At 65.2% G+C, this 14,186-nt stretch carries 10 protein-coding genes; all 10 read left to right on the top strand.

Annotation, left to right across the window (positions count from 1 at the left end; all coding sequences use genetic code 11):
• Positions 1-606, top strand: coding sequence for a transcriptional repressor LexA (lexA, locus tag GEV06_11925; protein ID MPZ18604.1), 606 nt, complete (start codon positions 1-3; stop codon positions 604-606).
• 49 nt (positions 607-655) lie between these two features.
• Positions 656-1,822 carry a hypothetical protein gene (locus GEV06_11920; GenBank protein MPZ18603.1) on the top strand — a complete coding sequence of 389 codons (1,167 nt, stop codon included), beginning with the start codon at positions 656-658 and terminating at the stop codon, positions 1,820-1,822.
• Positions 1,823-1,886: 64 nt separating this feature from the next.
• Entirely contained in the window at positions 1,887-2,693 is an 807-nt protein-coding gene (locus tag GEV06_11915) for a hypothetical protein (protein ID MPZ18602.1), read from the top strand.
• A gap of 87 nt (positions 2,694-2,780) precedes the next feature.
• Positions 2,781-5,666, top strand: coding sequence for a SpoIIE family protein phosphatase (locus GEV06_11910; GenBank protein MPZ18601.1), 2,886 nt, complete (start codon positions 2,781-2,783; stop codon positions 5,664-5,666).
• A gap of 211 nt (positions 5,667-5,877) precedes the next feature.
• Positions 5,878-6,588, top strand: coding sequence for an endonuclease III (gene nth / locus GEV06_11905; protein ID MPZ18600.1), 711 nt, complete (start codon positions 5,878-5,880; stop codon positions 6,586-6,588).
• Positions 6,585-6,986 (top strand): hypothetical protein, encoded by a 402-nt coding sequence (locus GEV06_11900; protein MPZ18599.1) that lies wholly within the window; start codon positions 6,585-6,587, stop codon positions 6,984-6,986. Before nth ends, GEV06_11900 begins: the two co-directional genes overlap by 4 nt.
• Positions 6,983-7,885 (top strand): ribosomal RNA small subunit methyltransferase A, encoded by a 903-nt coding sequence (gene rsmA / locus GEV06_11895; GenBank protein ID MPZ18598.1) that lies wholly within the window; start codon positions 6,983-6,985, stop codon positions 7,883-7,885. The genes GEV06_11900 and rsmA overlap by 4 nt, the downstream gene beginning before the upstream one ends.
• Positions 7,886-8,145: 260 nt before the next feature.
• The gene (locus tag GEV06_11890; protein MPZ18597.1) at positions 8,146-9,807 is read left to right on the top strand and encodes an RNase J family beta-CASP ribonuclease; all 1,662 of its coding nucleotides are present in this window, start codon (positions 8,146-8,148) and stop codon (positions 9,805-9,807) included.
• A 488-nt stretch (positions 9,808-10,295) separates the two neighbouring features.
• The gene (locus GEV06_11885; protein MPZ18596.1) at positions 10,296-12,149 is read left to right on the top strand and encodes a DNA translocase FtsK; all 1,854 of its coding nucleotides are present in this window, start codon (positions 10,296-10,298) and stop codon (positions 12,147-12,149) included.
• 75 nt (positions 12,150-12,224) lie between these two features.
• Positions 12,225-14,174, top strand: coding sequence for an AMIN domain-containing protein (locus GEV06_11880; protein ID MPZ18595.1), 1,950 nt, complete (start codon positions 12,225-12,227; stop codon positions 14,172-14,174).
• Positions 14,175-14,186: the final 12 nt, after the last annotated feature.

The following is a 14,186-nucleotide window of genomic DNA, read 5'->3' as shown; positions in this document are numbered from 1 at the left end:
GTGCAGCCGCTCACCAAACGCCAGCGCGAGATCCTCGACTTCCTCCACGAGTTCATCCAGCAGCATGGCTATGCGCCGAGCCTCGAGGAAGTCGGACGCCGATTTGGGCTGTCGTCGCTTGCGACGGTTCACAAACATTTGACCAACCTGCAGGAGAAGGGCTGCATCAAGCGGATGTGGAATCGCAGCCGCTCCGTCGAGCTCATGCCAACTCGCGTGAGCGATCGTGTCGTCGAGCTGCCGTTGCTTGGATATGTTGCAGCGGGAGCCCCGATTGAGGCTATCGCGACGAACGAAGGTTTCGCAGTACCCCACACGTTCGTGGGCCGGCAAGAAACGTATGTGTTGCGTGTCAGGGGCGACTCGATGATCGATGAGCATATTCGCGATGGCGACTTCGTCATCGTCGAAGACCGGAAGACCGCCGAGAACGGCGAGATGGTCATCGCGCTGCTCAACGGCTCGGAGGCGACGCTCAAGAAGTTCTACCGTGAGGATGGCCAGATTCGTTTGCAACCGGCCAACCCGATGATGAAGCCGATTCTCGTCTCAGCCGACAACGTGGAGATTCAGGGCGTCGTCATTGGCGTGATGCGCCGATACTAGCGCTAGCAACCGGCATTGACACCGACATCGGTACAGTAACTCTTTGAAAATGGCGCGGCAGATTCTCCACGTCGACCTGAACGGTTTTTTCGTTGCCGTTGAACGTGCGCGTCAGCCGGAGCTCCGGGGGCAGCCGCTCGTGATTGGCGGACGTCGGGACGGCACGGGACGTGTGGCGGCGGTCTCGGCAGAGGCGCGGTCGGCTGGCGTGTACGTTGGCCTGCGGCTGTGCGACGCGGCTCAGCGCTGCCCGGCTGCACACTTCCTCCCCGGAGATCTCGAAGCGTATGGAGAAGTTGCCGACGCCGCTGACGCCATCCTCCGCAAGGCCTTTACGCGCGTCGAGTGGCTCTCGCTGGACGAGGCCTATGTGGACGCGGCGAGCCTCCGGTCGGGCGTCGGTGGGCTCGTCGTCGCGACGGAAGCCATTCAGGAGGCGTTGCGAGATGAGCTGCAGATTGCAGCGTCGTGTGGAATTGGCGTGTCGAAGATTACCGCGCGGGTGGCCTCTCGTTTGGCGCGCCCCTCGGGACTCCTCTATGTGTTACCCGGCTACGACCGGCGCTTTCTGGCACCGCTTGCCATTGAGCTGCTGTCCGGCCTGCCAGAGTCGTTGCGTGCGTCGTTGATCTCACGTGGAGCCGAGACCATCGGGGATCTCGCAGGTCTGTCGGATGACGCTGTCGCCGCGTCGACCGATCTCGTGCTCTGGCGGCGGCTTGCGTCCGGGGATGACGATCGGGCGGTCGTCGGGTCCGTCTGCCCTCGCGGGGTCTCGGTTCAAGCAACGCTCGACGGTGCATTCATGGACGCCGCTGCCCTGGCCGGTCGCGTGCGTGAGCTTGCACGGGATCTCGCCTCCCAGCTGGGCACACGTCGATTGCTCGCGCGGCAATTGACGGTGCGTGTCGTCGATATCGCCCAGGCCAGGTACACGGGCATGATCAGCGTGACGCCGGCCGCGTCGAGTCCGACGATGCTCGCGGGAGCGGCGGTGACGGCGCTCCACCGTGCACTCGGCTGGTCACGCTCGGTCACCAGGTTATCGGTCCGGGCGTCGTCGCTCTGCCACGGCGATGCACAGCCTTCGTTGTTTGCCGGCCGCGATCTGCCGTCTCGATGTCGGTCACGAGCGCCCACCACGCGTGGCTTTCGTGAGCTCGAACGGATTTTGCTGGCCGCTGGAGATCGCACGCTGACGCGACGAGTGAGCTGACGGGCGCCTCGGCGAGGTGTCTCTACCGGACGGACGCCTCGGCGAGGCGTCCCTACCTACGACGATGGTAGGGCGCGTTCGCCGAACGCGCCGTCTTGTCAGCCTCGTTCCGGCAATGCTAAGCTCGCGGAGATTTCCGCCACATCGCTGTCTCGCAGGAGGACTTATGAATAAGTCGTCGCACATGCCGGATGCGGTCCCGTCCCACGTGTCGACCGATCATGCCAGCGAGCGAGCAGGTGTGACGCGCCGTGTCGCCCTCCAAGGTCTGGCCGCTGGGCTTGGCGGGAGCTTTGCACTGCCGCTCGTGGCCGAGGGGCATCCAGTGCAGCAGCACGTGGCCGGGCGATCATCCACGCCCACTACCACCAAGGCGTCCGAACGAGAGTTCCTCGACCCGCACCAGTTTGCGACGCTCTCCGTGCTTGCCGAGCTCATCGTGCCGGGCGCCGTGGCAACGGAATCGGATCGGTTCATCGACGCGGCGCTCGCAGTGGAGGCCCCCAGCGCACAGCAGGAGTTCCTGACGGCGCTCGGCGCCATCGACGGCTTTGCAATCTCGCGTCACCAGGGGCCGTTCAAGGATTTAGGTGAGGCGGAGCAGGTCGCCCTTCTGGAGGAGGCGTTCACGCAAGCGTCAGGTCAGCCGGGACCAAGGCCTTGGAAAAAAGGGGATCCTGTGATGCCACCTTCTCCGCCAGAGCGGCCCATGCGCACGCTGCGTGATCACGTCGATCACATCAAGGGCTGGGTGGCGGGCGCCCACTACTCATCCGAGGCGGGAATGAAGGAGCTGGGTTGGACCGGCAACATGTTCTTCCAGAGCTATCCGGGCTGCCCGCATCCTGATGGCCACGAGGCTGCGGAGTAGGGCCCTCCCGGGGAAGGTAGGGCGCGTTCGCCGAACGCGCCGCGCGGGCTCCCTCGACAACGACAGCGCCACTCGCCGAGGCAGACAATGACAGACGTGCTGGAGAGGCTCGATCGCTACCTCGAGACCTTCCAGGGGCGAACTCGGATGCGGCGGCGCCTTCGCTTCCTCACCGGCGGGCTAGCGCTCCTATTCTTCGTTCTCTCGGTCGTCACCGTCGTACAGTTCGGCAAGCAGGCGCTCGCCGACCACGATTTCGTTGGCGCATTCTCCACCGCGCACGTCGGGAAGCGTGTTGCAGCCGCTCCCGCGCCGCCCGACGCTCCGGCACCGGGGGGTTCGTACTTGTATACCGGGTTCGGGGCAGGTCGAGCCCAGCAGGGCTCGAGCCTCGAGCCAGGTGACCTCGTTGTGGAAGTCGGTGAGGTCAGCGTCCACTCCGAGCGCGACGTTACGAGGGCCCTCGCCAAGCAGACCGATCCGGTCGAAGTGATGGCGCTCCGGCCACCGGTACGCGGGGCTGTGGCGCTCTACGTGCCGCCGGCGGCGCTCGGCGAGGCGGTGAACGACGTCGGCCCATCCCTCATCGTGACTACGTTGGCTGCCGGTGGCACCTCGGATCGCGCCGGCATGCAGGTGGGCGACCTCATCATCCGCATCAACGGTCAGCCGTTCTCGAATCGGGATGGCGCCGATAGCCTCATTCGCGGTGCTGAGCCCGGACGCGCTATCGACTACGACATCCTTCGACGAAGTAACGCACGGACGCTGCACGTTCGGCCCGTCTCGCTACAATTCACGTTCGGGTTTCTGGCCATCGTCGTGGCGGGTGTTCTGTGGATGCTGCTGGGAGCGTTCCTTGCGCTTGCCCGTCCACACATTCCGGCAGCACGATACCGCGGGCTCGCGTTTCTCCTCATCGGCTACGCGCTGACCGTCGCCTGGACGCGTCCCTACATCTCGTCCTCAGCCTTCCATTTCGGGCTCGACCTGTTGTTTCAGGCCGCGCTGTTTGTCGGGATTGCGGTCTGGGTGCATTCGGTTCAGTACTTCCCGCGTGAACGACCGTTGCTTCGGGCGCGGCGGTGGGCGCTGCCCGTGGTGTACGGCTGTGCCGTTCTCGCTGCCGCCGTTCCTCTCGCGAGCCGGGCCGACCTGGTGACCTTCATGGCCCGCACGTTCATTGCCCTCGCCTTCATGCTGCTGCTCGGCTGCCTCGTGACCTGGCGCACGAATCGCGATCGCAGCGCGAACGAGGCGGAGATCATGCGGCCGCTCGTCCGCCTTCGAAACCTGACGCTCATCGGCATCGCGCTCGGCGTCGTGTGGCTCGGCTCGTTCGGACAGGGCCGGTTCGGCCCGGGGTTTCTGGCAGCCGCGCTGGTGGCAGTGCCGTTTGTCAATCTGTACGTCATTGCCAGGTACCGTCTGCTCGAGCTGAACCTGCGGGTACGGCGCAACGTTGCGTATGTCGCTGCCAGCACAGCCTGGACGCTCATCGTCGTCGCCGTCGGTGTGTCGGCGGTGTGGCAGCTCGCTCAAATCGCCATGCCGATCCCGAACATCCGCTTCTCCGCACAATCCGTCCAGGTCGTCGATGCCCCTGAGCAAGCTGAAGAGCGGGCGGCATTGGAGCGTGCCTTGCTGATGATCGCTGCGGTCGCGCTGACCTTTGGTCTCCGGAGTGTTCGGCGGCGGGGACAGCGCGTCATCGATGCGCGCTTCTACCGGAAGGACGTGGACTACCGTGTGGTCGTCCGGGGCCTGGGCCGTGTGCTGGCCACGCGGGTCTCGCGGGATGAGCTTGCCGCCGAGCTCGTCGCGGGTGTCGACCGTTTGCTACCGCTCAAGCGTAGCGCCGTCATTCTGGTCCGGGGCACCCAGTTGGTGATCCCCCGCGAGGCTCGTGGCCTCTCGGCAGAGGAATGGCAGGCGCTGGCGAGCCATGTTGGCGACGACGCGCTCCAGGCGGTGCAGAAGGCGGAGCGAGAGGTGCATGCGGAGTACGCGATTCCGCGACTTCGCCGGCCACTGGAGGCTGCGCGCATCCAACACCTGTACCCGATTCGCCACGATGACGCCGTCGTCGGCGTCCTGCTCCTCGGCGAAAAGCAGGCGGAATCCGCCTTTACGAGCGACGATTTCGAGTTCATCGACGCGGTCGCCGCGCAGGCCGGGGTCGCCATCGAGAACGCCTTTCTGTATGACCGGGTGGCCGAGCAGGAGCGCTTGAAGCACGAGCTCGAGCTGGCCCGCCGCATTCAAATGGCGTCGCTGCCTCAGACGACGCCCCGTGTCGACGGTCTCGACGTCGCCGCGCGGTCGGTGCCCGCGTTGGAGGTGGGCGGCGATTTCTTCGACTACTTGACCAACCCACCGAATCGCTTGGGCATCGTCGTCGGGGACGTCAGCGGTAAGGGGACATCGGCCGCGTTCTACATGTCGAAGGTCCAGGGGATTCTGCGGTCGCTCCACAGCTTCGATCTGGCACCATGCGAGCTCTTCGTGCGCGCGAACGACCTCTTGTTGTCGGATCTCGAGAAGCGCTGGTTCGTGACGGCGTTGGGGGCGTTCTTCGACACGACGACACGCCGCCTCCTCCTCACCCGTGCTGGTCACCTTCCGCTCTACCACTTCGAGAAGGCCACCGGCAATGTGCAGTCGTTGCTGCCGCGCGGCATCGGCTTCGGGCTTTCGCCGCGAGCTGTGTTTGCGGCGGAGCTGGCGCAAGCCGAGGTGGAATACGCTGCCGGCGATGCCTTTCTCCTCATTACCGACGGCGTGACCGAGTGTGGTGACACGCTCGATGCGCAGTTTGGCGAGGAGCGCGTGATCACTGCCTTTCGCACAGCCAGCCATAACGGCGCCTCCGCCACGGCTATCGTCGAGCGCCTGCTGCTGGAGCTAGATGCCTTCTCTGCAGGGCGCACGCCGTTCGATGATCAAACCCTCGTCGTTGTCCGCGCCCAGTAGCAGAAGGGGTCAAGGGGTCAAGGGGTCAAGGGAAAGGGTGCATCGCTGATCCGAGTAGCCGTCGGGCTGCTGCCACGTCCGACGCGAAACCTGTGCGTTTGAACAACCCCGTCCTCTACCCTCGACCCCCTGACCCCTCGATTCCTTGACCCCTTGATCCCTTGATCCCTTGTCCTTGCCCCCATGCGACCTTCCCGCTACGATCGAGCCCATGCCGCGACTTGCTTCCGGCCAGCCACCGTCGGCGCGCCAGGTGGTCGCTCGGCTCACCAAGCTGTATCCCGACGCCGACACCGAGCTACACTACTCGACGCCGTTCCAGCTGCTCGTGGCCACTATCCTGTCGGCGCAATCGACTGACCGGCGGGTCAATGAGGTGACGCCGGCGCTCTTCGCACGGTACCCAGACGCCCGGGCGCTCGCGCGTGTGAAGCCGGAGACCCTCGAGCCGCTCATTCGCGCCACGGGGTTCTTTCGTGCCAAGTCACGAACCATCGTTGCCATGGCAGGAGCTGTCGTCGAACGGCATCACGCCGACGTACCGTCCCGGATGGAGGAGCTCGTCGAGCTGCCGGGGGTCGGCCGGAAGACGGCGAACGTCGTCCTCGGCCACGCCTTCAAGACGCCGTACGGTCTAGCCGTTGATCGACATGTGCTCCGCGTTGCGCCGCGCATCGGTCTTGCGACCGGCACGACGGCGGAGTCGGTCGAGCAAGAGCTGATGGCAGGGGCGCCACGGAAGGACTGGACACGGCTATCGGATCTGTTGATCCTGCACGGACGACGGATCTGCCGTCCGCGGCCGCTCTGTTCCGACTGCACCCTGAACGACATTTGTCTGTTCGCCCGCGGCGAGCGCGCGGCTGGCGCGCCACCACGGCGCACCGCCGCGCCCGCAACCTCTCCGCGACCACGGCCGTGACTCACGTCAGTCGGCGGCGCTTCGACCAGCTCGTCGAACGAGCCCTACTGCGCATCCCACGCCACTTTCGCGAGGCGATGGTCAACATCGCCATCGTTGTCGAGGACGAACCAGACGAAGATCTGCTCGACGAGATGGACCTTGGCGCGGACGACACGCTGTACGGGCTTTACCAGGGCACGCCGCTGGTTGAACGCACCTGGGCCGAAGGCAACCGATTGCCCGATCAGATCACGCTCTATCAATTGCCTCTCGAGGCGGACAGCATCGATCAGGAAGACCTCACGGTAGCGATCGCCGAAACGCTGATCCATGAGATTGGTCACTATTTCGGCCTGAGTGAAGAGGAAATCGAAGCCATCGAGGCTCGGTTCTGGCGCGGTGAGGAGATGAAGTGACTCGCGTGCCACCCCGATTGTCACGGCGGCCGGCGCGCAAGCGTTTCGGGCAGCACTTTCTCGAGCCGCAGTGGGTGCTGAAAGTCGTCGCCGCAATCGCACCGCGGCCCGAGGAGAGGTTTCTCGAGATTGGCCCTGGGCGTGGTGCGCTAACGGCGGCGCTCGCAGCGCGCTGCCACTCGATTGTCGCCGTGGAAATCGATTGGGACCTCGGGGCGGAGCTCACGGATGCGGCGCTTCCCAACGTCCGTGTCGTTGTTGGGGACTTCCTCGAAACGCCCATCGATGAGTGGCGAGAGCGCTCACGCACCTATCGTGTGGCCGCGAACTTACCGTACAACGTCGCCACACCGATCCTCTTTCGGTTGTTGGCGCTCGCGCGCGACGGCCTCCTTGTCGACGCGGTCCTGATGCTCCAACGCGAGGTTGCCGACCGGCTCGCCGCCCGTCCCGGGCATCGCACCTGGGGCCCTTTGGGCATCCTGACCCAGCTTCAAGCAGAGGTCGACTACGTGCTGACGTTGCCCCCCGGGGCATTCCGGCCAGCGCCGCGCGTGCACTCCGCGCTCGTTCGCCTGCGTTTCCGCGAGGATGCGGTGGCTGTCGGCGACTACCCTCACTTCGTTCACCTCGTCCGTGGCCTCTTCCTCCACCGGCGCAAGACGCTCGCCAACGCCCTCCGCGAAATGGAACGGCATAGCGTTCGGGAACAGCCCTCGTTTTCGGCCTCGGGCCCCGAGGCGCCGGCCGGACGTGGTCGTCCGAAATCGAGGAGCGTCCCCGACCGCTATGCGGTTCCCTTTATCCTCGCGCGTGCCAACCTCGACGGTGGTCGTCGACCGGAAACCCTAGAACTGGCGGAGCTTGCACGGCTGTCGCGAAGCTACAGGCTTGCGTGAGCTGTGCTATAATTCGCCCGCTTGACCCTGCCTGTCTACAGGCAAGCCCAGGGCCTGAAAGGGGTGTCTGCCAGGTTCCCAGCCTTGCTGCAGCCTACCCCGCGCCACGGGGGTTGCCCACCCGGGCTGCTCGGCGGCGCACCACGTCCACGACTGTCGCGACGCACGGAGCTCGTCGTGCGATGCAGACGACAGGTGTGATCGTGGGGTGACTATGGTCGTCCGCTGAGCGTGGACGATCGCTCTGGCTTGAGCTGTCAATGAGTGTGCCAGTTGTCGATGTCGTTGCGTTGGGAGGACTCCGCGAGTTCGGCATGAACATGCTGACGATCTCGTGCGGCGACACGACGATCGGCATCGACGCGGGCGTCATGTTTCCAGAGCCGGAGCTCTTGGGCGTCGACTTGATCATTCCGGACCTCGCCTCGCTCCAAGAGCGGGGGCGCCGGTTGGATGCGCTCATCCTAACGCACGGGCACGAAGATCACATTGGTGCCGTGCCGTTCGTGTTCCGTCACATCGACGGCCCGATCTACAGCACGCCGCTGGCCCTGGCGCTCCTCCAGCCCAAGCTCGCCGAGCATCGCATCGACGCGCGCGACCGGCTGATCCCCGTGCGCCCGCGCCAGATCGTCGAGATCGGACCATTTCGCGTCGAGTTCCTGCGCGTGACGCACAGCATGCCGGATTGCATGGCGCTGGCCATCCACACGCCGCAGGGCATCATCGTTCACACCGGCGACTTCAAGATCGACCAGACGCCGATCGATGGTGAGCACTTCGACATCCATCGCTTCGCACAGTTGGGCAGTGAAGGCGTGCTCGCACTGCTCGGGGACAGCACGAACGTCGACCGTTCGGGATTTGCAGGGTCGGAGCTCGACGTGGTGGACGCGTTCGAAGAGATCTTCACCGCCACCGAGGGCAAGATCGTTGTCGCGCTCTTCTCTTCGAGCTTGTATCGTATGCAGGTCATCATCGACCTTGCCGCCCAGTTCGAGCGCAAGGTGGCGTTCCTTGGACGCGGTGTCGTCGAGAGCTCGGAGATTGGCACGCGGCTCGGATATCTCAAAGTGCCCGCAGGTGAAGCTATTCGCGACAGCGAGGTCAAGAATCACCCGGCTGGCGACGTGGTGTGCCTGACAACCGGCTCCCAAGGAGAACCGTTCGCTGCCCTGTCGCGCATCGCGATCGACGACAATCGGCACGTGCGGCTGACCGAGGGAGACACGGTCGTCTTCTCGGCACGCGCGATCCCGGGCAACGAGCGTGCGATTGGACGCGTGATGAACCACATCGCGTCGCGCGGCGCCGAGGTCATCTACGAGGGCCTCAAGCACGTCCACGTGTCCGGTCATGGTAGTGCCGACGAGCTGAAGCTCATGCTGTCGCTGGTGCGGCCGCGGTACTTCATTCCCATCCACGGCGAGTACCGGCAGCTCGCGAGACACGCGCGCGTCGCGACACAAGTCACGGGGAATCACTCGACCGTCGTCCTTGCCGACAACGGCGATGTCGTCCGGTTCGACGAGAATGGCGCCACGATCGCCGACAAGGTCTCCGTGGGCCGTGTGCTCATCGATGGAACGCTGACTGGTGAGGTCGAAGATCAGGTGCTGCGCGATCGACGCCATCTCGCGGGCGATGGCTTGGTCGTGCTGGTGCTGGCGATCAGCCGGCAATCCGGGACGTTGGAGGGCGTGCCGGAGGTCATCACACGTGGCGTGGTGCTGGACGATGTCACCGAGCCGCTGGTGCGTGGAGCGGGAGGGATCGTGCAAGAGGTGGTCGCCAGCGCGAGCGTCGAGGAACGCACTGACATTGGGCTGATCAAGGAGAAGATACGGACCGAGCTGCAACGACTCTTTCGACGCCGTTCGGGGCGGCGTCCGCTGATTGTCCCCGTCGTCATGGAGATTTGAACGTGTCGTCTTCCGTGATCACTCGTCGGCTCAGTGAGGTCATGGGCATGTCGCTGTTCGGCGCGGCGGTCATTTGGCTCATCGCGCTGGCGAGCTATGTGCCCAGCGACCCGGCATGGTTCTTCTACTCCGGGCCGGAGCGCCCGGTGGCGAACTTCGCCGGTCACGTGGGTGCGTTTCTCTCCGAGCTGTCGTTTCAATCGTTCGGCCACGCGTCGTATCTGATCCCGCTCGTGCTCGTGGTCGCTGGTTGGCACTACTTCTGGTGCCGCACGCTGACCGCCGGCTATACCAAGGTGCTCGGCGCGTTGGTGCTCATTACCTGCGTCGCGGCGCTGCTCAGCCTCACCTTCGATACGTTGAGCGTCGGTGCGCGCAACGTGCCCCCAGGCGGGTACTTGGGTGCGGCGCTCGCCGCGGCGTTCAAGAGCCTGTTCAATCGCACGGGCGCGGTGGTGCTCGTCGTCACGCTGCTCTTCCTCGGCGTCATGATGGTGACGCAGATGTCGCTCGGCGCGGTGCTGCTGTGGACGTTCGAACATGTCGGCGCCCAGTGGCGAGCCTGGCGCGAGCGAGTGAACGCCTGGCGGGATGAGCGGCGCCGGCAGCAACAGGCCCGCGAGGTGATTCGCAAGCACATCGAGAAGGGCGCCAAGCCAGACGAGGTGCTGCGGACGGTCCGTCGAGGCGCTGGAGCCGAGGCGTCCTCGGCCAGTCCGGCCGAGGCACGCGCAGAGAATCGTCGTGTCGCGCCGCCGCGCGAGCCCGTGCGGGAGGCACGGGCCGAGCCGAGAAAGGCAGCGGTGCGCATCAGCACGCCGCCGCTGCCGCTCAGTGAGCCGGAGCCCCTGAGCAAAGCGCCGGCCGAGCGCCGCAAGGGCGACTTCACCCTGCCGCCGCTCGCCCTGCTCGACAGCCCTGCGGAAGAGCGCAAGATCGACGAGCGTGAGCTGATGGAAGCTGCGCGGCTGCTGGAGGACAAGTGCCGGGAGTTCGCGGTCGAAGGCAATGTCGTGCAAATCCATCCCGGCCCCGTCGTGACGACCTTCGAGTTCAAGCCTGATGCGGGCGTCAAGTACGCCAAGGTCACTGGCCTCTCCGAAGATCTCTGCCTTGCCATGCGCGCCGAGTCGGTGCTCATCGACCGAATCCCCGGCAAGTCGACGGTCGGTATTCAGATACCAAACGCGCAGCGCGAGCAGATCTCGCTCCGAGACCTGCTCGAGGCCGAGCCGTACCGCCGCTCCAGCTCGAAGCTCACGCTGGCGCTGGGGAAGTCGATTCACGGTGAGCCCACGGTCGCCGACCTCGCCACCATGCCGCACTTGCTGATCGCCGGATCCACCGGAACCGGCAAGTCCGTCGGCCTCAACGGGATGATCACCAGCATCCTCTATAGGGCCAGCCCGGAAGACGTGCGGTTCATCATGATCGACCCGAAGCGGCTCGAGTTGGGCATGTACGAGGGCATTCCACACCTGCTCACACCGGTCGTGGTCGACGCGAAGCTGGCGGCCAACGCGCTGCGCTGGGCGGTGCGCGAAATGGAAGAGCGATACAAGACGCTCGCCGCGCAAGGTGTACGCAATGTCGAGCAGTTCAACAGGAACTTGCGCAACATGCTTGCCTCCGGCGAGGCGAAGCCGGATCCGCAAACCGGTGAGCTCCCCCGGACGCTCCCATTCGTGGTGGTCATCATCGACGAGCTCGCCGATCTGATGATGGTGGCCTCGAACGAGGTCGAAGAGTCGATCTGTCGCCTCGCGCAGATGGCCCGTGCCGTGGGCATCCATCTGATCCTGGCCACGCAGCGTCCGTCCGTGGACGTCATCACCGGGTTGATCAAGGCAAACCTGCCGGCACGGATCTCGTTTCGCGTCTCGTCGAAGACCGATTCCCGCACGATTCTCGACTGTAACGGCGCCGAGCAGCTGCTGGGCAAGGGAGACATGCTGTTTCTGCCACCGGCGAGCTCGCGCGTCGTGCGCCTGCACGGACCGTACATCTCCGAGCAAGAGAGCGCGCGGCTCGCGAGTTACCTGCGCAAGCAGGGACAGCCCATTTACGACGACACGATTACCGAAGACGAGAAGAAGATCGAGGCGATAGGCGGCTTCGAGAAAGACGACCTGTACGACGAGGCAGCGCGCATCGTCGTGCAGAGCGGACAGGCGTCGATCTCGTACCTCCAGCGCCGCCTGCGCATTGGCTTCAGTCGTGCGGCGCGTCTCGTAGACATGATGGAAGCCGAGGGGCTCGTGTCAACCGGATCGGGCGGCAAGGCACGTGAAGTATTGGTGCCGAAGGACTACTTCGATCAGGTGGATGCCCAAGTGCGATAAGTAGGGACGCCTCGCCGAGGCGTCCGCTACGGCGCGTTCGGCGAACGCGCCCTACCCGGAAACGGATGTGAGGCTATGCCCATCCGCAGAGTTGTCATTGCTCTAGCTGTTGCGGCGCTGATGGCCGTGCCGGCCGAACTGGCGGCGCAGTCAGCCAAGACGAGGTACGGGCGCGCGCTCGCGCGCGAGAAGAGCCTCAGGAACACTCGTCGTGCGCCACCCTTGTCGCAACTGCGGGCCACGGTGCGCGCCTACGAACAGATCGCGCGGCGGTATCCGAGGAGCGGGTACGCCGACAATGCCCTCTACAACGGCGGCCTGCTCGCGCTCGAGGCATATCGCCATTACGAACATGCCGAGGATCGTGAAGCGGGCATCAAGATGCTCGAGTGGATGGTTCGCGAGTATCCGTCGAGCTCCCTCGAATCGGAGGCCAGCGCACGTCTTCGCGAGGCCGACGGCAGCCGCAACGCACGGCGGGGGGAAGAGGACGACACGGATGACGAGCGCCCGACACCCAGGCTGGCTGGTAGCTCAGCGCCAACTGCACTTGCAACGGTGCGCGGCATCGAGCGTACCAACCTGCCAGACGCGGTTCGTGTGACGGTCGAGTTGGATCGCGAGTTCACGTTTCACCAGGATACGCTGGGCAATCCACCACGGGTGTTCGTCGATTTGCAAGGCGTGAGGCCGGGTGAGGCGCTTCGAGAAACGCTGCGCTCCGATGACCACGAAGACATCCTGCGTGAGGTGCGCGTGGGCACGCGCGGCAAGGATGTCACACGCGTCGTCCTCGAGCTCGCAGACAAGGTGCAACATCGAGTGTCAGCCATGTCGAACCCGTTTCGACTGGTCATCGACCTGCAACGACCTGACGCGGTCGCGTCGCATGATACCGGAGGGGGCTTTCCGCAGCCCGGCGACGCCAAGGTGGGGAGCCCGCCCCTGCCCCGCTCGGCCGAGGCAAACGCCGATGGAGCGGGAAGCTCCAGCAAGCAGGAGCCAGGAAACGTGCCGCAGCCGTTTCCAGCGGTCGGCCCACGAGCAGCCGAGATGGCGCGCGCCGAGCCGACCACGGTCGAGACCCCGGCCGTCGAGGCACCAACAGATGTCGCGGCTTCCTCGCCGGATCCGCCGCCGCCGACTGAGGTTCCAGAAAGCAGGACGAACGGGACGGAGGAAGCTCCAAGGGCCAGCGAGCCTGCTCCGGCAACCACCGCCGCCCCAGATCTGCCTACCACCCGCGACGCGCCGGGTGTCGGTAGCCTCGACGCGCCGGCGGTGCCCGAAGTCAACGGCAGCGGGCGCTTCTCGATGTCCCGGCAGCTTGGCCTGGGCATCGCGCGCGTGGTCATCGACCCGGGCCACGGTGGGCACGACCCAGGCACGAGGTCGAATGGTGTCGTCGAATCCGAGCTCGTGCTCGATGTTGCCCTCCGTCTGGAGCAACTGCTGAAGCAGGGCGGAGTCGATGTGGTGCTGACACGACGCGCCGACGAATTCATCGATCTCGAAGAGCGCGCCCCCATAGCGACTCGCAATAAGGCAGACCTCTTCGTCTCGATCCATGCCAATGCGAGCCCGAACCGCAGCGCGAGCGGCATCGAGACCTACGTATTGGACTTCGCCTCCGACAAGGATGCCGAGGAAGTGGCTGCGCGCGAGAACGCCACGTCCGCACAGCGGATGCAGGATCTGCCCAATATCGTGGAAGCCATCGCGCTGAATAACAAGCTCGACGAGTCACGCGATCTTGCCAGGATGGTGCAGGCCGCGATGGTCAGCGGTGCGCGTGCTGCGAATCACGAGGTGCCGGATCGCGGCGTCAAGCGCGCCCCATTCGTCGTGCTGATTGGCGCGGAGATGCCCGCCATCCTCGCCGAGATTGCGTTTGTGAGTAACCGGCAGGAAGCGGGCCTGCTCAAGACCTCCGCCTACCGCCAGCGGATCGCCGAGGCCTTGCGCGACGGCGTCCTGCGCTACCAGCGCTCGCTCAAGTCGACCGGCACGCTCGCCGAGCAGTAGTCGAGCGATAAT

This window comes from Luteitalea sp., from assembly GCA_009377605.1.
In the GTDB taxonomy this organism is placed as follows: domain Bacteria; phylum Acidobacteriota; class Vicinamibacteria; order Vicinamibacterales; family Vicinamibacteraceae; genus WHTT01.
The sequence above is the reverse complement of the archived record's forward strand: the minus strand, read 5'-3'. Positions and strand labels throughout refer to the sequence as shown.